The organism is Thalassobaculum sp. OXR-137 (assembly GCF_034377285.1).
Taxonomy (GTDB): Bacteria; Pseudomonadota; Alphaproteobacteria; order Thalassobaculales; family Thalassobaculaceae; genus Thalassobaculum.
Genome location: NZ_CP139715.1, coordinates 5,255,501 through 5,272,405, shown reverse-complemented (window position 1 = coordinate 5,272,405; position 16,905 = coordinate 5,255,501). Strand labels below are relative to the sequence as shown.

Sequence of the window (16,905 nt, the reverse complement as noted above, 5' to 3'; positions counted from 1 at the left end):
CAAATAAATCTACAAAATTACATAAAATCGTTCTATTGGCGCCTGTAAGTCGTCGCCTGGCGAACCCGGCGGGCTTGGCCTGCTGGCCTGTGCCCGCCGGGTCGCGGTCACGGTTGGATCGCCTTCTCCTCGCCGAGTAACCCGATGCGGAAGCGGGTCTTCAGGTATCCGCCGTCGCGCGGCGGAACCGACATCGGCAGGTCCTCGTCCACCACCTTCACAACGGCGCAGACCGGTCCCGGCTCACGGAACAGGAGCTGGGCCAGACCCTTGGCCTCGGCCTCGGTGCGGATCATCGCCGTCTTGGCGAAACCGCAGGCCGCGGCCACCGCCGACAGGTCGGTGCCGCGGCCGGTCGCGGTCGGTTGACGGCCGGTCTCGGTATAGGTCTCGTTGTCGATCACGCAGACCGCCAGGTTGGACGGCCGCTTGGCGCCGATGGTGGAGAAGCTGGTCATGCCCATCAGCATCTCGCCGTCGCCGGTGATGACCACGACCCGGCGCTCCGGTTGGGCCAGCGCGATGCCGAGCCCGATCATCGAGGCGTTGCCCATCGCCCCCCAGAGATAGAAGTTCTCTGGACGGTCGCCGAAGGAGGCCAGATCCCAGGTGGTGGAGCCGAGGCCGGACACGAACAGGGTGTCGCCGCGCTCGGCCATGGCGGCGCCGAGCACATCGCGCCGATGGAGAGTGATCGCGCTCATTGGTTCACCGCCTTTCCGGCCGTCCAGATCTTCGAGCCGATCACCTTCTGACCCACCAGGACGGCGACCGGGGTGTCGGTCGAATAGGCCATGCGCAGGCCGGACTCGATCATCATGTCCACGGCTTCCGGGCTTTCGGCCAGGAAGGTCTTCACGCCGACCGCCTCCAGCGTCGGGACCACGGCCTGGCCCATGGGAACCTGCCACGGATTCCCCTCACCCCACTGCCCGCGCATCGTCACGATGGCGAAGAACGGGAAGTTGGCCGAGGAGATCAGCGACGCGATCGCGTTGATCGTGTTGCCGACGCCGCTGGACTGCATGAACACCGCCGATTTCTGCCCGCCGAGCCAGGCGCCGGCCGACAGGCCGACCGCTTCCTCTTCGGTGGCGCACATCACCGTCTCGATCTCGTTGTCGGCCAGACAGCGCTCGATCAGGAGGCGGAGACCGCCGTCTGGGACGTAGCCGATCTGGCGAACGCCGGCCGCTTTCAAGTGACGGTGGGCCGCCACGCTCCAATGTTCATCCATGGGCTGTCGGATCCGTTTTGTTAAGGGAATCCGAAGGCTAGGCGGCCTGATGGAGGTCTGTAAAGATAGCGGCATGCACTTGCATACAATCTAAAAGCCCCCCGCGAGCGAGCCATTCGGATTCCCATGAATACGCTTCCCACAGCCGGCGCCGGCTATCTCGACGACCTCTACGCCCGTTTCCTCAAGGACCCGCTGTCGATCGATCCCTCCCTCTGGGCGATGTTCGCGCCCTATGCCGACCGGTCGGACGGACCGCGCCCGGCGGCGGCCGGGGACGGGCGCATTGCGGTGGCCTGCGAGCGGCTGAAGACGGCATGGCGGCTGTACGGCCACCTGGCGGCGTCTCTCGATCCGTTGGACCTGAACCAGGCGCCCGGCCATCCGGACCTGTCGCCGGACGCCCACGGCCTGGACGAGAGCGATCTCGACGTCGATGTCGGCGGCACCACGCCGCGGGAACTGACGGCGCGGCTGCAGGCCGCCTGGGGCGGGCGGTTCACCGCCGAGGTGATGCATGTGGAGGACCGCGCGGCCCGGGACTGGCTGGTCGAGGCGGTGGAAGGCGGCCTCTACGGCGAGCCGGCGGCGGACGAGCGGCGCGACCGTCTCGACGCCCTGCTGGCGGCGGACGCCATGGAAACCTTCATGAACAAGCGCCTGCCGACCAACAAGCGGTTTGGCCTGGAAGGACTGGAATCGCTGATCGTTCTGCTCGAGGCAATCGTCGGCGATGCCGCCCGCGCGGGCATGGACAAGGCGGTCATCGCGCCGATGCACCGGGGCCGGCTGACCCTGATCACCCGGCTGGTGGGCAAGCCGCTGACCGCCGCCTTCTCCGAACTGCTGGGCACGCCCCAGGTGCCCGACGGCACCCAGGCGTCGTCCGACGTGCCCTATCACCTGGGGTTCACCGGCGAGCGCAGCTTCACCGACGCGGACGGGATCGAGCGGCGCATCCGCCTGACCATGCCGTCCAACCCGAGCCATGTGGAGATCGTCTCCGCGGTCACCCTGGGCAAGACGCGGGCGACCCTCGACCTGCGGCGCCGGTCCGGGGAGGCGGATCCGACTAGCGCCGTGCTGCCGCTGCTGATCCACACCGACGGCGCCTTCTCCGGCCAGGGCGTGATCGCCGAGATGCTGCAGCTCGCCGGGCTGCCGGCCTATGGCGTCGGCGGGTCGGTGCATGTGCTGGTGAACAACCAGCTCGCCTTCACGGTGAAGCCGGAACACGGCCGCTCGTCCCGTCATCCCAGCGACGTGGCCAAGGCGATCGGCGCGCCGGTCATCCATGTCTCCTCCGAAGACGTGGACGCCTGTGCCCGGGCCGGCCGGATCGCGCTCGAATACCGCCGCAAGTTCGGCAAGGATATCCTGGTCGACATCGTCGGGTTCCGCCGCCGGGGGCATAACGAGCTCGAGGAGCCGATGTTCACCGAGCCGGTGCGCTACACCCGCATCGCCGAGACGCCCGGCATCCCCCAGCGCTACGCCGAGGCCTGCGCCGCCGCCGGGGTGGTGCCGGAGGCCGAGGCGACAGCCATGGCCGAGGCCCACTGGTCGACCCTGGACGACGCCTTCGACCGGGCCAAGAGCTACAAGCCGAACGCGGCCGACCGGCTGCAGGGCCGCTGGTCGTCCCTGTCGACGGTGGGCGCGGGCGAGGTGCCGGTCACCGGTGTCGGGGCCGCCCGTCTGCGCCGATTGGCGGAGGCCAGTGTCGCCGTGCCGGAAGGTTTCGCGCTGAACGCCAAGATCGCCCGGCAATGGGGCGAGCGGCTCGACACCCTCGAAGACGGGATCAATTTCGGCACAGCGGAGGCGCTGGCCTTCGCCTCGCTGCTGGAGGATGGCAAGGCGGTGCGCCTGACCGGCCAGGACAGCCGGCGCGGCACCTTCTCCCAGCGCCATGCGGTGGTGTTCGACCAGAAGACCGGTGCCGAGCACACCCCGCTCGCCGCGCTTGCGGCAACGCCGCACCACCTGACCTTCGCCGACAGCCCACTGACCGAGGAGGCCTGCATGGCCTTCGAATACGGCATGTCCATCACCGACCCGGACATGCTGGTCTGCTGGGAGGCGCAGTTCGGCGACTTCGCCAACGGCGCCCAGGCGGTGATCGATCAGTTCCTGGTCGCGGGGGACGACAAATGGCTGCGCCAGTCGGGCCTCGTCCTGATGCTGCCGCATGGGCTTGAGGGCGGCGGGCCGGAGCATTCCTCCGCCCGGCCGGAGCGCTTTCTGCAGATGGCGGCACGCAACAACATCTCGGTCGTGGCCTGCGGCTCGCCGGCCAACCTGTTCCACGCCCTGCGCCGCCAGCTCCTGGCTCCGTGGCGCCGGCCGCTGGTGCTGCTGACCTCCAAGTCCGGTCTGCGCCACGCCGAGGCCCAGTCCAGGCTCAGCGAGATGGGGGCCGGCACGTCGTTCCGGGCGGTGATCGACGACGCCCAGGTCGACGCCGATGCCCGCAAGGTCGTGCTGACCTCCGGCAAGACCTATTTCGACCTCGCCGCCGCCCGGCGGGAGCGGCGGATCGAGGACGTGGCCCTGGTCCGGATCGAGGAGCTGTATCCGGTGCCGGAGACGGCGATCGCCGCGATCCTGAAGAAGCATCCCAAGGCCGAGGTGGTCTGGGCCCAGGAAGAGCCGGAGAATATGGGGGCCTGGCGCCATCTGGATCCGCATCTCGCCCGCATTCTCGGTGGCTTGCGCGAGTCCGGGGCTCGTGCCACCTATGTTGGACGCGATGCCGCACCGTCCCCGGCCGTGGGCTGGGGCGTGTGGCACAAGGCGGAGCAGGCGGCGGTCATCGAGGCCGCGCTGGCCTGATCGGCCGACGGAGAGGACGAAAGACATGAGCACCGCGATCAAGCGCACCCTGGTTCCGACCGCCACCCATTGGGGCACCTACTACGCCGAGGTCGAGGGCGACAGGCTGCTCGCGGTGCATGACTACGAGAAGGACCCGGCCCCGGCGATCATCGGTCCGGGCATCGTGGACGCGGTCACCCACGAGACCCGCGTCGCCCGTCCGCATGTCCGCAAGGGCTGGCTGGAGAAGCGCCACAACAGCGACCGCACCGGCCGCGGCAACGAGCCGTTCGTCGCCGTGCCCTGGGACGAGGCGCTGGACATGGCCGCCCAGGAACTGAAGCGGGTGAAGGACGAGCACGGCAACGGGTCGATGTATGCCGGCTCCTACGGCTGGGCGAGCGCCGGGCGGTTCCACCACGCCAACTCGCATATCCACCGGTTCTTCAATCAGCTCGGCGGCTATGTCTCGCACCGGGGCACCTATTCCTACGCCGCGGCCGAGGCGATCGTTCCCTATGTGGTCGGCCCGTTCCGCGACGTGCTGAACACCCACACCACCTGGCCGGTGCTCGCCGAGCATTGCGAGCTGCTGGTGATGTTCGGCGGCATGCCGGTGAAGAACGCCCAGGTCACCTCCGGCGGGGTCGGCCGTCACACCTGCTACCACGGCCTGCGCGACTGCGCCGATGCCGGCTGCGAGCTGGTCTATCTGAGCCCGATCCGCTCCGACCTGCCGCCGGATCTGGGCGGCGAGTGGATCGCCCCGCGCCCCGGCTCGGACATGTCGATCATGCTGGCGCTGGCCCACACGCTGCTCAGCGAAGGGCTGCACGACAAGGCGTTCCTGGAGCGCTACACCACCGGCTTCGCGCCGTTCGAGGCCTATCTACGCGGCGAGACCGACGGCCAGCCGAAGACCGCCGACTGGGCCGCCAAGATCAGCGGCGTCGACGCGGAGACCATCCGCGGCCTCGCCCGGCGCATGGCGTCGAAGCGGACCATGATCAATTCGACCTGGTCGATGCAGCGCGCCGAGTACGGCGAGCAGCCGATCTGGATGACCGTCGTGCTGGCCGCCATGCTCGGCCAGATCGGCCTGCCGGGCGGCGGGTTCGGCCTCGGCTACAGCTCGGAGAACGGCATCGGCAACCCGGTGAAGCAGTTCACGTGGCCGTCGGTGCCCCAGGGTATCAACACGGTCAGCGACTTCATTCCGGTCGCCCGCATCTCCGACATGCTGCTGAACCCCGGTGCCGAGTACGATTTCAACGGCGAGCGGCGGACCTATGCGGACATCAAGCTGGTCTACTGGGCCGGCGGCAACCCGTTCCACCACCATCAGGACATCAACCAGCTCGTCCGCGCCTTCCAGAAGCCGGACACGATCATCGTCAACGAGATCTTCTGGACCTCGATGGCGCGGCACGCCGACATCGTCTTCCCGTCGACCACGGCGCTGGAGCGCAACGACCTCTCCATCACCCATTGGGAGCCGCTCTCCTCGGCGATGAAGCAGGCGATCCCGCGGGTGGGCGAGAGCCGGCCGGATTACGAGATCTTCACCGGTCTCGCCGACCGTCTGGGCTTTTCCGAGCGCTACACCGAGGGCCGCGACGAGATGGACTGGATCCGCCATCTCTGGGACCAGTCCCGCCAGCGCGCCGCCGAGGCCGGGTTCGAACTGCCGGACTTCGAGACCTTCTGGGAGCAGGAGCATGTGGAGCTCCCCGATCCCGAGAAGCCGATGGTGATGCTGGAGGACTTCCGCGCCGATCCGGACACCCACCGGCTGCAGACCCCGTCGGGCAAGATCGAGATCTTCTCGTCGACCGTCGACGGCTTCGGCTACGACGACTGCCCGGGCCATCCGGTCTGGCGCGAGCCGGACGAGTGGCTGGGGGCGGAGAGGGCGAAGGATTTCCCGCTGCACCTGATGTCGAACCAGCCGCGAACCCGTCTGCACAGCCAGCTCGATTGCGGCCAGGTCAGCCAGGGCTCCAAGGTGGCCGGGCGCGAGCCGATGACCCTGCATCCGGACGATGCGGCGGCCCGGGGGATTTCCTCCGGCGACGTCGTGCGGGTCTGGAACGACCGGGGCGCGTGTCTCGCCGGCGCGATCGTCAGCGATCAGGTGATGCCGGGCGTGATCCAGCTCTCCACCGGCGCCTGGTACGACCCGGAGACCCCGGGCGGGCTGGAAGTCCACGGCAACCCGAACGTGCTCACTCGAGACCGGGGCACCTCGCGGCTGGGCCAGGGCCCGACCGCGCACTCGACGCTGGTGCAGGTCGCCAAGGTCGATGGCGTGGTCCCGGACGTGACGGTGATGCGAAAGCCGAAGGTGGAGGGGTAGGGGCCGTCATCCTGACGAAAGTCAGGACCGTGATACGAACCGCCGGTTCGCTCCAACCTTCTGCGGGGCTTGATACCAGTTTCTCTCGGTGGTGAGGCCAGGGGCTTGGTCCCGACTTTCGTCAGGACGACGGGCTTATTTTTTTACGTCATCCTGATGCAAATCAGGATCCGGGCACCGGACCACCCAGCAAACTGGGTCTAGACATCCCATACCGTCGGCATGCAGCCGACGGTCTACATTCTCACGAACCACAGGCGCGGCACGCTCTACATCGGCGTGACGGCGAATCCGGTCTCGCGCATCCTCCAGCACAGACGCGGCGAGGGCTCGGAGTTCGTGCGCCGCTACCGGCTGCATCGGCTGGTGTATGTCGAGCAGTTCGCTCGCATCACCGAAGCTATCGCGCGGGAGAAGCAGCTGAAAGCCTGGCGCCGCGCATGGAAGATCGAGCTGATCGAGGGAGCCAATCCTGAGTGGTCCGAGTTGTGGCCGATGCCGGGCGTCGAAACGGTTGATCGTGGAGGGCCTTGATCCTGATTTGCATCAGGATGACGAAAGAACTGAGCCGTCGTCCTTGTAACTTATCGTCTTCCGCTTCTGGTAGAGTTTCGGAAGCGGTGGTGGATGGGACGCCGAGTCGTCCTGGAGCGTGCGAGCCCGAACGTCAGCAAGGTTGCCCATCCACCGTTCATCCCTCGAACCCGAACAGTCGCCGGGGCCGCCATATGGCGAGCCCGTTTAGGCAAGGCAGGGTAGCGATGGACCAGGTGATCGTGGGTATCGACGTCTCCAAGAGCCGTCTGGATGTTCATATCCTGCTCGGCGCGCAAGGGCCGGGCGAATGTGAGGCGGTGCCGCGTGACGGCGCTGGGATTGCAGCGTTGGCCGAGCGTCTTGGAGCGCTGGGAGCAACGCTGGTGGGGGTCGAGGCGACGGGCGGCTTCGAGACGGTGGTGGCGGCGGGTCTGGCCGGGGCGGGCTTGCCGGTCGTCGTGGTCAATCCGCGCCAGATCCGGGCCTTCGCCCAGGCGCTGGGACGTCGGGCGAAGACCGATCCGATCGATGCGGAGATGATCGCCCGGTTCCTGGCGGCGACCCGGCCTGAGCCGCGCGCATTGCCCGATGCGTCCGGCCGCCTGCTGGCCGATCTGGTGGCCCGGCGACGGCAGATCGTGTCGATGATCGCCGCCGAGCGCCAGCGTCAGAGCCGCCTCACGGAACCGCGGGTGCGGCGCTCGATCCTGCGTCTGATCACGGCCCTGGAGAAGGAACTGAACGAGGTCGACCGCGAGATCGACGACCAGGTCCGCGGCTCGCCGGTCTGGCAGGCACAGGAGGATCTGCTGCGCAGCGTGCCCGGCATCGGTCCGGCCACCGCCCGCACCCTGCTCGCCGATCTGCCCGAACTCGGCCGACTGGACCGGCGCCAGATCGCCTCCCTGGCGGGGCTGGCACCGTGGACGCGCCAATCGGGAACTTGGCGCGGCAAAGCCTTCATCGGCGGCGGACGCGCGAGCGTACGCACCGCCCTGTTCGTCGCAGCCATGGTCGGCGCGCGCTACAACCCTACCCTCAAGGCCTTCCACGCCAGACTGATCGCTGCAGGAAAGCCCAAGATGGTCGCCCTCATCGCCGTCGCCAGAAAGCTGCTTACCATCCTCAACGCCATCGTCAGAGATCAAAAGCCATGGCAAGTCGCTTGACCAAGATCACAGTCGCTGACGAAAGTCAGGACCAAGTCGCCGGCGGGTCCATCGCCACCCGGTGTCGCCTGTCCGACTGACCCCCTTGCCCTCTCCGTGCGCGCCGGGCTAACTGCCGGCAGCAACAAGAACACCACCCGGGAGGACACCATGGCAGGCCGGCTCAGCGGCAAGACCGCGCTCATCACCGCGGCGGGACAGGGGATCGGGCGCGCCTGCGCGGAGGCCTTCGCGCGCGAAGGGGCCTCGGTCGTCGCCACCGACATCAACGACAAGACCCTGGCCGAACTCGGCGCCATCGCAGGCATCACGCCGCGCAAGCTGGACGTGCTGAACCCCGATGCGGTCAAGGCCGCGGCCCAGGAGGTCGGCGCCGTCGACGTGCTGTTCAACTGCGCCGGCTTCGTCCATCACGGCACGATCCTGGACTGCGACGAGGACGCGTTCGACTTCTCGGTGAACCTGAACGTGCGGGCCATGTACCGCATGATCCGCGCCTTCCTGCCGGCGATGCTGGAGAACGGCGGCGGCTCGGTGATCAACATGGCCTCGGTCTCTGGCAACCTGAAGGGCATCCCGAACCGCTTCATCTACGGCACGACCAAGGCCGCCGTGATCGGCCTCACCAAGTCTATCGCCGCCGATTTCATCCGCCAGGGGATCCGCTGCAACGCGATCTGCCCCGGCACGGTCCAGTCGCCCTCCCTGGACGACCGGATCAACGCCTTCGACGACCCGGTCCAGGCGCGCAAGGACTTCATCGCCCGCCAGCCGCTCGGCCGGCTGGGCACGGCCGAGGAGATCGCCGCCATGGCGGTGTATCTCGCCGCCGACGAAAGCGCCTACACCACGGGTCAGGCCATGATCGTAGACGGAGGGATCACGATCTGATGACGGTGACACTCGACACCATCCGCGCCGCCCAGGCCCGGATCGCCGGCCATGTGCGCGCCACCCCGGTCCTGGAGCCGGTGGGGCTGCTCAATCCGGTGACCGAGGGACGGCTCGTCCTCAAGCTCGATTTCCTGCAGCCGACCGGCTCCTTCAAGGTCCGCGGGGCGGTGAATACGCTGAAGTCGCTGAGTGCGGAGGACGTGTCGCGCGGGCTGATCACCGCGTCGGGCGGCAACCACGGTCTCGCCGTGGCCTATGCCGCCTGGATGGGCGGGGTGAAGGCGGTGGTCTATCTGCCCAGCTCCGCGCCGTCCTCCAAGGCAGACGCCCTGCGCCGCTGGGGCGCGGAGGTGGTGATCGAGGGGACCGTCTTCGACGAGGCCGCGGTCGCCGCCATGGCGCGGGCCGAGGCCGATGGCATGACCTGGGTCCATCCCTTCGCGCCGGAGAGCGTGATCAACGGCCAGGGCACCCTGGGGCTGGAGATCCTCGACCAGGTACCGGATCTGGACACACTGGTGGTCGCCATCGGCGGCGGCGGGCTGATTTCCGGCGTGGCGACCGCGGTCAAGGCGGCCCGGCCGCAGGTGAAGGTGATCGGGGTCGAGCCGGTGGGGGCGCCGACCCACTACGAGAGCCGCAAGGCGGGCGGGCTGGTCACCCTGGACGCGATTTCGACGGCGGCGGGCACCCTGGCGCCGCGCCGCAGCGAGCAGGTGAACTACGACCTGATCTCGGCAAACGTAGACGACATCGTCCTGGTGGACGACGCGGCGATGGTCGCGGCCGCCCGGTGGCTCTGGGCCGAATGCGCCATCGGGGCGGAGCTCGCGGGCGCGGCGGGCCTGGCGGCACTGCAGTCCGGCGCGGTCACGGCGGCGAAGGGCGAGACGGTCTGCACCATCGTCTGCGGCGCCGGCACCGACGGGATGGGGTGAGGGGCAAGCGCCTCTCCACTTCTCCGTCTTCCCGGACTTGATCCGGGACCTAGGAAAAGGGCGTGCTGGAGCACCAGACACTACTCTCACACCGCTCCAGCGACGGCTGTTCTGGATCCCGGGGCAAGCCCGGGAAGACGTTTAGAGGCGAGGGGGAGGTTAATCCCTGAACGCCGCCCAGACCTTCTCCAGCTCCAGGGCGTGGTAGGTCGCCGCCTGCGCGCCCCGGTCCGGGCCGAAATACAGGCCGAGCTCGACCGCTTTCTGAAAGAACCCCGGCGCCGGCAGCCCGTCGCGGGCCTTGGAAATGGCGACGGCCGCCAGCAGAGGGCGGCCGTGCGCGGCATCCTGCTCCATCAGCACCTCCAGCGCCTCTCCGGTCTTGTGGACCGAGTGCGGGGAGGGGACCCCGGCGGCATGGGCGAGATGGGCGTAGATGATCGTCGCCCCCGCCCGCGCCCGATCCTCAAGGACCGGGCGCAGCAGGTCGGCGATCTCTGTCACCGCTCAGTAGCTGGCGACGATGTTGTCGACGATCGGCGCCACGCCGTCCTTGATCGGATCGACGACGGGCAGGCCGGTCTCCTCGGCGGTCTTCTTCTTGAAGGCCTCGGCCTCGGCGGCCGACACGTTGGAGGTGTTCAGGGACACGCCGACGAACTTGACGTCCGAGTTCACCATCTTGGCCATGTGCAGGATGGTGTCCATCGCCGTCGGGATGGCCGGGACCTCGTAGTCCGGCAGGCCGCGCATGTGCGGGCGGCCGATCTCGTGGCACATCACAAGGGCGTCGGACTGGGCGCCGTGGATCAGGCCCAGGGTCACGCCGGAATAGGACACGTTGTACAGCGAGCCCTGACCCTCGATCAGGTCCCAGTGGTCCTCGCTGTTCTCAGGCGCCAGCCACTCGATGGAGCCGGAGATGAAGTCGGCAATCACCGCGTCGACAGACAGGCCCGAGCCGGCGATGAAGATGCCGGTCTGGCCGGTGGCGCGGAAGTCGGCGTTCATGCCGCGGGCGCGCATTTCCTTCTCGATGGCGAGCGTGGTGAACATCTTGCCGACGGAGACGTCGGTGCCGACGGTCAGCAGGCGCTTGCCCTTGCGCGGCACGCCGCTGGCGACCGGATAGTCGCGGGTCGGGTGGCGCACGTCGAACAGCTTGCGGCCGTTCTTCTCGGCGGCTTCCTTCAGGGCCGGGATCGTGGTGATCCGGGTGTGCAGGCCCGAGGCGATGTCCATGCCCAGGTTCAGCGCCTTGACGAGCTCGATGATCCAGCTCTCCGGGATGAAGCCGCCGCGGTTGGCGACGCCCAGGATCACGGTCTTCACGCCGGCGGCGGCCGCTTCCTCGATGGTCATGTCGGGCAGGCCGAGATCGGCCTTGCAGGCGGGGAAGCGGAACTGGCCGACGCACCAGTCCGGACGCCACACCTTCACGCCGTTCGCGGTCTTGGCGGCGAGCTGGTCGGGGGCGTCGCCCAGGAACAGCAGATACGGGTTCTGAATCTCGAAACGCGACATGACGCTCCCCAGGGGATTGCAGGTGGTGGCAGGGGCCGGGATCAATACCGGCCGACCGTGCCGAGGATCAGGCGGCGCCGTCGGGGTTAACGCTCCACCCACGACGCGCGCTTTGGACCAGAAGATAAACCGCGCCCAGCACCAACGCCACAGCGATAAGTGTGCGCGGCCAGCCTTCCATCATGAACATCGGCACCGCCAGACAGACCATCAGCCCGGGAATGTAGCCGAGCGTCCAGACGGCCGTCTCCCGCGCCTTCTGGTACCACGGGAACAGGATCGAGAACGCCGCCACGACCAGGAAGAACAGCGCCCAGGGCCGCATCACCATGTCCAGCAGGAACTGCTCGGTGGTGCCCGACAGGGAGATCGCCCGGCTGAGGTTGAGCTCGGCAACGCTGCCGAGAACCACGCCCAGGATCATCGGCGCCAGCGGGAACCCGAGCAGCTTCATCCCGTACCCGATCAGGCCGAAGACGAAGAGCGCCCAGATGTCCTCCATGACGTTGTTCAGGGCGAACACGCCGATGGCACAGTAGGCCAGGATCACCGCCGCCAGCATGTACATCGGGATCCGGACCACCAGCAGAAAGGCGCGCAGACAGAAGGTCTGCATGATGATCATGATGAAATGCGCCAGGAAGAACGCGATGAAGATCGCGTAGGCGAGGTCGGGGTTCTGGCTGATGAAGGTCGGGCTCGGCTGCACGTTGTGGATCAGCAGCGCGCCCAGCATGACGGCGGTGATGACGTCGCCCGGAATGCCGAGCGCCATCATCGTGATCAGCGCGCCGCCGGCCGTCGCGTTGTTGGCGGATTCCGGCGCGATGATGCCGTCCGGGATTCCGGTGCCGTACTCCTCGGGCTTCTTCGACGCCTTCTTCGCCTGATCGTAGGCCAGGATGTTCGAGATTGAGCCGCCGGCCGCCGGCAGAACGCCGGTGAACACGCCGATCGCCGAGGACCGCACGACATTGACCCACCGGACCGCGATCATCTTGATCGCGGCCAGATGCTCGACCCGGATCCCCTTGGCCTCGACGCCGGTCATCAGCGGCTCGCGCGCCTTGTCCCGGTCCTGGACGTCGGAGAGGAGCTGGCTGAAGGCGAACAGGCCGATCAGGACCGGCAGGAAGTCGAACCCGCTCTCCAGGGTCTCGATGTCGAAGGTGAAGCGGGCCACGCCGTTGACGTCGTCCTCGCCGATGGAGGCGACGAACAGGCCGAGCAGGCCGGCGATGATCCCCTTGATCAGGGTCTCGCCCGACAGGCTGGCGGTGATGGTCAGGGCGAACAGAACCAGGGCGAAATAGTCCCAGGGTCCGAATTCCAGTCCGATCTTGGCCAGGCTCGGGGCCAGGGTCACCAGCAGGACGGCGCTGAAGATGCCGCCGAAGAAGCTCGACCACACGCCCAGGCCCAGCGCCAGCCCGGGGCGGCCGTTGCGGGCCATCGGGAAGCCGTCGAAGGTCGTGGCGATCGAGGAGGGGGTGCCGGGGATGCCGGTCAGCATGCCCGACATCAGGCCGCCGGACAGCCCGCCCACGAACACGCCGATCATGGTGGACAGCCCTTCCACCGACGTCATGCCGAAGGTGAAGGGCAGCGTCAGGACGACGGCCATGGCGATGGTGAAGCCCGGGATCGAGCCGGCGATCAGCCCGGCCGTCGTGCCGAGGAACATCAGGCCCAGGTTCTTCCAGTGGAAGACCTCGCCGAAGGCGAAGACAACGTGCTCGAAGATCATGGTCTCTGTTCTCCCCGCTCAGATCGGCAGGATGTCGCCCTGGGGCAGGATCACCCGCAGGCCGAAAGTGAAAATTGCCCACATGGAGCCGACCGACACGATCGCGACTGTGGCATGGATCGCGACCAGCTTGGCTGACGGGCGCCCCAGCGCGGTGAGCGACAGGAAGACGAAGAGGGCGCCGCCCAGCAGCATGCCCAGGGTCGGCAGCGTCAGCAGGAACAGCAGAAACAGCACGTAGATGATGCCCGCGTTGCGGTAGCGCACATGCGCCGGCGCGCTCGGGGCTTCCGTTTCGGCGGCAACGCTGGGGTCCGGGCGGAAGATAGACTGGAGGAGCAGCAGGGCCGAGAACAGGCCGAGCGCAACGATGATGATCCGTGGCCAGACGCTGCTCTGCATCGTGCCGTACGTGGTGACCTCAATGTCGTAGGACGCCTGCCAGAGCAGGCCGCAAAACGCCAGAAGCAGAATGGCGACGATCGTGTCGCGGCTCACCGACATTGTCGGATCTCCCCGTCTTCAAATCTCGTTCGGAGTTCGACTGTATCAAACGAAACGGGCGCCGGCATGTCTGCCGACGCCCGTCCCAAGCGGCTCTAAGGTCAGTCCTTGGCCTTGTAGATGCCGACGTCCTTGGCGATCTTGCCCCACTTGGCCTGGGTGTCGCTCCAGTACTTGGCGGATTCCGTCGGGTTCAGGAAGAACACGTCGGTGCCCATGTCGGTCATCGCCTTGGTGATGGCCGGGTCCTTCGAGGCGGCCTCGAACAGACCGGCATAGTGGTCGATCACCTCCTGGGAGGCGCCCTTCGGCAGCATGATGCCCCGGTCGACGCCGTAGATCAGGTCGTAGCCCTGCTCCTTGACGGTCTTGACGTCGGGGATCTCCGGGTTGCGCTTCTCGGTGGTGATGCCGAGCGCCTTGAGTTCGCCGGAGGTGATGTACTGCTTGGCCGCCGCCAGGTTGATCTCGCCGGTGTCGATGTTGTTGGCGAGCAGGGCGGTCATCCGCTGACGGGTACCGTCATAAGAGATGTGGTTGAACTTGATGCCGGCCGCGTCTTCCAGCAGCAGGTAGACGAACTGGCTGGTCGAGCCGAGGGTGCCGCCGGCGTTGATCTTGCCCGGGTTCTCCTTGGCGTAGGCCACCATCTCTTCGATGTCGTTGTACGGCACCTTCGCGTTGGCACCGAAGATCGACGGCGTGCGGGTCAGCATGGCGACCGGCTGGAACGCGTCCCAGGTGAAGTCGATGCGGCCCGTGAAGTAGCTGGTCAGCGCGCTCTGGTGGATGGCGAACAGCGTGCAGCCGTCCGGCTTCGCCTCTTCCGCTTCCTTGGCACCCTTGTTGCCGCCCTGGCCGCCGATGTTGACGACCTGGATCTCCGGCTCGGCGCCGTTCTTGTTCACCGTCTCGGCGAACTGACGGAAGATGATGTCGGTCTCGCCGCCCGCGCCCCACGGAACGATCAGTTTTGCGGTGCGGCAGCCGAAATCGGCGGCCGAGGCCGGGCTGGTGCCGAACGCCGTACCGGCGACGACGACGGCGGCCGCAGCCGCGAGAAGGGTCGATTTAATCTTCATCGGTCGATTCCCCTGTTCGTCCTGTTGATTGATCGGGTTTGAATCCGGACATGAATGCCGTGCTTTTGGTCTCCGCTCTTGAATCCTGATCGTCGGCTTTAACCAACAGCACGACCATCCCACCTTCTTAACGTCATGCTGCAGTGTGTCAATCAACCGTCCATATTCCGGGACGGGGCGATGCTCCCGATTTCCTAGCGGGTGGAGCGTTCGTAGCCGGCCTCTTCGGCGATCTCGCGCCAGGAGGCCATGAGGTTCTCCCAATAGATCGAGTATTGCGTGAGCGGTCGAAAATCGATCCGGACGTCAAAGTCGGACAGCGTGCGCTGGAACTGCTGGTCCTCCAGCGCCTTCTCCAGATCGCCCGCCAGCCGCTCGGCCAGCGCCGCGGGAGCGGAGGCCGGCAGCAGAATGCCGAGATCCACGGCATAGTCGAAAGCGACACCCTGGCTGCGCAGGGTCGCAACCTCCGGCAGAAGCGCGCTCGGTTCCCGGTCGGTGATGGCGATGGGGCGGACCGTCTGCGTCGCATCCAGGCGTTTGGCCAGGGCGGTGGGCACCGCCGCGAGGTCGATATCGGCCGCCAGCAGCGCGGCCACCCGGTCCCGTCCGCCCTCGATCGTGTCGTATTGAAGGTCGATCTTCGCCGCCTTGGCCATGGCCCGCAGGGAGAATTCCGAGATCGTGCCGGGTCCCACGCCTGTCCGCACCGCGCCGCCGCGGGCCGCCGACAGCAGGCCTTCGGCATCGGCGAACGGGGCGGAGACCGGGGCGACCAGAGCCAGCGGCGTTCGCGTCAGCAGGGCGACATGCCGGAAGTCGTGCCAGGCGAAGGGCGCCCGCCAGGTCAGGAAATTGGCCAGCAGCCCCTGGTGGGCGGCCAGCATCGTGCAGCCGTCGCCGGAAGCCTCCAGAACCGCCCGGGCGCCGTCGACGCCGTCGCCCCCGTCGATATTGCGCACCTTCAGCGGCGGCTCCATGCCGGTCCGGGCCGTGGCGTCGGCCAAGGCACGGGCGACGAGATCGGTGCCGCTGCCGGCTCCGCCCGATACGACGAGGGTCGCCATCCGACAGGGCGGTGCCGGCATCGCCGCGCCGGTCTGCTGCGCCGCCGCCGGACTTGCCGCGCCAATGGCGGCGGTCAGTCCCAGAAGGACGGTGGCCGAGCGAATGCGGTGGGCGAGCGTGGATGGACGGCTGGACATGGACGACACACCGGGGCTACGACAGCGACCAACCTTGGACGAGGAGGACGGCGTGTCAACATCGCCCGCGACGGGACCGCTTACGGTCGGCATCGGAGGATTTGGAGCGATCGGTCAGAAAGTGGCCGCGGCGCTCGACAACGGCAGCATCGAAGGGCTGAAGCTCGTGGCGGTCTCCGCCCGTGACGTCGACAAGGCGAAGGCCAATATGGCCGGCTTCAAGACGGCGGTGCCGGTGGTGCCACTGGCCGAACTGGCCAAGCTCGCCGACATCGTCATCGAATGCGCGCCGGCGGCGGTGTTTGCCGAGGTCGGCCGCGCGGCGGTCGAGCGCGGCCGGATCTTCGTGCCGATCAGCGTCGGCGCCCTGCTGCGGCACGAGGATCTGGTCGAGCGCGCCCGCAGCACGGGCGCCCGCATCGTGGTGCCGACCGGTGCCCTGATCGGGTTGGACGCGGTCCGCGCGGCGGCCGAGGGGGAGATCTCCGAGGTCCGTCTCGTCACCCGCAAGCCGCCGGGCGGTCTCGCCGGCGCGCCTTATCTGATCGAGAACGACATCTCGGTGGAGGGGCTGACCGAGGCGAAGAAGGTGTTCGACGGTTCCGCCCGCGATGGTGCTGCCGGCTTCCCGGCCAACGTCAACGTGGCGGCGGCCCTGTCCCTGGCCGGCATCGGCCCGGACGCCACCAAGCTGGAGATCTGGGCCGATCCCTCGGTCACCCGCAACACCCATACCATCACGGTGGAGGCGGACAGCGCGCGGTTCACGATGACCATCGAGAACGTGCCGACCCAGGAGAACCCAAAGACCGGCAAGATCACTGCCCTCAGCGTGATCGCCACCCTGCGCCGCCTGGGCGCGCCGATGACCGCGGGCACCTGAGCCCGATACCGG

The 16,905-nt window shown here is 67.7% G+C and carries 15 protein-coding genes; 7 read left to right on the top strand and 8 right to left on the bottom strand.

The annotated features are described in order from the left end of the window. Window positions 1–107: 107 nt before the first annotated feature. Both T8K17_RS24400 and T8K17_RS24395 read right to left on the bottom strand, forming a co-directional pair. Window positions 108–704, bottom strand: coding sequence for a thiamine pyrophosphate-dependent enzyme (locus tag T8K17_RS24400; protein ID WP_322332322.1), 597 nt, complete (start codon window positions 702–704; stop codon window positions 108–110). Further along, window positions 701–1,237 (bottom strand): thiamine pyrophosphate-binding protein, encoded by a 537-nt coding sequence (locus tag T8K17_RS24395; protein WP_322332321.1) that lies wholly within the window; start codon window positions 1,235–1,237, stop codon window positions 701–703. The genes T8K17_RS24400 and T8K17_RS24395 overlap by 4 nt, the downstream gene beginning before the upstream one ends. 126 nt (window positions 1,238–1,363) lie before the next feature. Between T8K17_RS24395 and T8K17_RS24390 the strand changes: the two genes are divergently transcribed. The 6 genes from T8K17_RS24390 (at window position 1,364) to T8K17_RS24365 (ending at window position 9,948) form a co-directional block, all read left to right on the top strand. Beyond that, window positions 1,364–4,072 (top strand): 2-oxoglutarate dehydrogenase E1 component, encoded by a 2,709-nt coding sequence (locus T8K17_RS24390; RefSeq protein ID WP_322332320.1) that lies wholly within the window; start codon window positions 1,364–1,366, stop codon window positions 4,070–4,072. Between the two features lie 25 nt (window positions 4,073–4,097). Further along, window positions 4,098–6,410: a molybdopterin guanine dinucleotide-containing S/N-oxide reductase gene (locus T8K17_RS24385; protein WP_322332319.1), complete on the top strand. Its 2,313-nt coding sequence runs from the start codon at window positions 4,098–4,100 to the stop codon at window positions 6,408–6,410. Between the two features lie 222 nt (window positions 6,411–6,632). Further along, a complete protein-coding gene (locus T8K17_RS24380; protein WP_322332318.1) occupies window positions 6,633–6,944 on the top strand; it encodes a GIY-YIG nuclease family protein in 312 nt (103 codons plus the stop codon). A 227-nt stretch (window positions 6,945–7,171) separates the two neighbouring features. Then, window positions 7,172–8,116: an IS110 family transposase gene (locus T8K17_RS24375; protein WP_322330493.1), complete on the top strand. Its 945-nt coding sequence runs from the start codon at window positions 7,172–7,174 to the stop codon at window positions 8,114–8,116. A 150-nt stretch (window positions 8,117–8,266) separates the two neighbouring features. Further along, window positions 8,267–9,007 (top strand): SDR family oxidoreductase, encoded by a 741-nt coding sequence (locus T8K17_RS24370; RefSeq protein ID WP_322332317.1) that lies wholly within the window; start codon window positions 8,267–8,269, stop codon window positions 9,005–9,007. Further along, window positions 9,007–9,948 (top strand): threonine/serine dehydratase, encoded by a 942-nt coding sequence (locus T8K17_RS24365; protein WP_322332316.1) that lies wholly within the window; start codon window positions 9,007–9,009, stop codon window positions 9,946–9,948. The genes T8K17_RS24370 and T8K17_RS24365 overlap by 1 nt, the downstream gene beginning before the upstream one ends. A gap of 159 nt (window positions 9,949–10,107) precedes the next feature. Here T8K17_RS24365 and T8K17_RS24360 read toward each other — a convergent pair whose 3' ends face one another. From T8K17_RS24360 to T8K17_RS24335, 6 genes are all read right to left on the bottom strand, one after another. Further along, window positions 10,108–10,452: a hypothetical protein gene (locus T8K17_RS24360; protein WP_322332315.1), complete on the bottom strand. Its 345-nt coding sequence runs from the start codon at window positions 10,450–10,452 to the stop codon at window positions 10,108–10,110. 3 nt (window positions 10,453–10,455) lie between these two features. Beyond that, window positions 10,456–11,472: an N-acetyltransferase DgcN gene (gene dgcN, locus T8K17_RS24355; RefSeq protein ID WP_322332314.1), complete on the bottom strand. Its 1,017-nt coding sequence runs from the start codon at window positions 11,470–11,472 to the stop codon at window positions 10,456–10,458. Between the two features lie 67 nt (window positions 11,473–11,539). Then, window positions 11,540–13,219 carry a tripartite tricarboxylate transporter permease gene (locus T8K17_RS24350; protein ID WP_322332313.1) on the bottom strand — a complete coding sequence of 560 codons (1,680 nt, stop codon included), beginning with the start codon at window positions 13,217–13,219 and terminating at the stop codon, window positions 11,540–11,542. Window positions 13,220–13,237: 18 nt separating this feature from the next. Continuing rightward, the gene (locus T8K17_RS24345; RefSeq protein ID WP_322332312.1) at window positions 13,238–13,723 is read right to left on the bottom strand and encodes a tripartite tricarboxylate transporter TctB family protein; all 486 of its coding nucleotides are present in this window, start codon (window positions 13,721–13,723) and stop codon (window positions 13,238–13,240) included. Between the two features lie 101 nt (window positions 13,724–13,824). Continuing rightward, a complete protein-coding gene (locus T8K17_RS24340) occupies window positions 13,825–14,805 on the bottom strand; it encodes a tripartite tricarboxylate transporter substrate binding protein (protein ID WP_322332311.1) in 981 nt (326 codons plus the stop codon). Window positions 14,806–14,999: 194 nt separating this feature from the next. Then, a complete protein-coding gene (locus T8K17_RS24335) occupies window positions 15,000–16,010 on the bottom strand; it encodes a tripartite tricarboxylate transporter substrate-binding protein (RefSeq protein WP_322332310.1) in 1,011 nt (336 codons plus the stop codon). 52 nt (window positions 16,011–16,062) lie between these two features. On the opposite strand from T8K17_RS24335, the gene T8K17_RS24330 reads away from it, so the two are divergent. Beyond that, window positions 16,063–16,893, top strand: coding sequence for an aspartate dehydrogenase (locus T8K17_RS24330; RefSeq protein ID WP_322332309.1), 831 nt, complete (start codon window positions 16,063–16,065; stop codon window positions 16,891–16,893). Window positions 16,894–16,905 lie beyond the last annotated feature (12 nt).

Bases quoted from the DNA above. Each gene is read 5' to 3' on its own strand.
- T8K17_RS24400 (WP_322332322.1), bottom strand. From the start codon at position 704: ATGAGCGCGATCACTCTCCATCGGCGCGATGTGCTCGGCGCCGCCATG.
- T8K17_RS24395 (WP_322332321.1), bottom strand. From the start codon at position 1,237: ATGGATGAACATTGGAGCGTGGCGGCCCACCGTCACTTGAAAGCGGCC.
- T8K17_RS24390 (WP_322332320.1), top strand. From the start codon at position 1,364: ATGAATACGCTTCCCACAGCCGGCGCCGGCTATCTCGACGACCTCTAC.
- T8K17_RS24385 (WP_322332319.1), top strand. From the start codon at position 4,098: ATGAGCACCGCGATCAAGCGCACCCTGGTTCCGACCGCCACCCATTGG.
- T8K17_RS24380 (WP_322332318.1), top strand. From the start codon at position 6,633: ATGCAGCCGACGGTCTACATTCTCACGAACCACAGGCGCGGCACGCTC.
- T8K17_RS24375 (WP_322330493.1), top strand. From the start codon at position 7,172: ATGGACCAGGTGATCGTGGGTATCGACGTCTCCAAGAGCCGTCTGGAT.
- T8K17_RS24370 (WP_322332317.1), top strand. From the start codon at position 8,267: ATGGCAGGCCGGCTCAGCGGCAAGACCGCGCTCATCACCGCGGCGGGA.
- T8K17_RS24365 (WP_322332316.1), top strand. From the start codon at position 9,007: ATGACGGTGACACTCGACACCATCCGCGCCGCCCAGGCCCGGATCGCC.
- dgcN (WP_322332314.1), bottom strand. From the start codon at position 11,472: ATGTCGCGTTTCGAGATTCAGAACCCGTATCTGCTGTTCCTGGGCGAC.
- T8K17_RS24350 (WP_322332313.1), bottom strand. From the start codon at position 13,219: ATGATCTTCGAGCACGTTGTCTTCGCCTTCGGCGAGGTCTTCCACTGG.
- T8K17_RS24345 (WP_322332312.1), bottom strand. From the start codon at position 13,723: ATGTCGGTGAGCCGCGACACGATCGTCGCCATTCTGCTTCTGGCGTTT.
- T8K17_RS24340 (WP_322332311.1), bottom strand. From the start codon at position 14,805: ATGAAGATTAAATCGACCCTTCTCGCGGCTGCGGCCGCCGTCGTCGTC.
- T8K17_RS24335 (WP_322332310.1), bottom strand. From the start codon at position 16,010: ATGTCCAGCCGTCCATCCACGCTCGCCCACCGCATTCGCTCGGCCACC.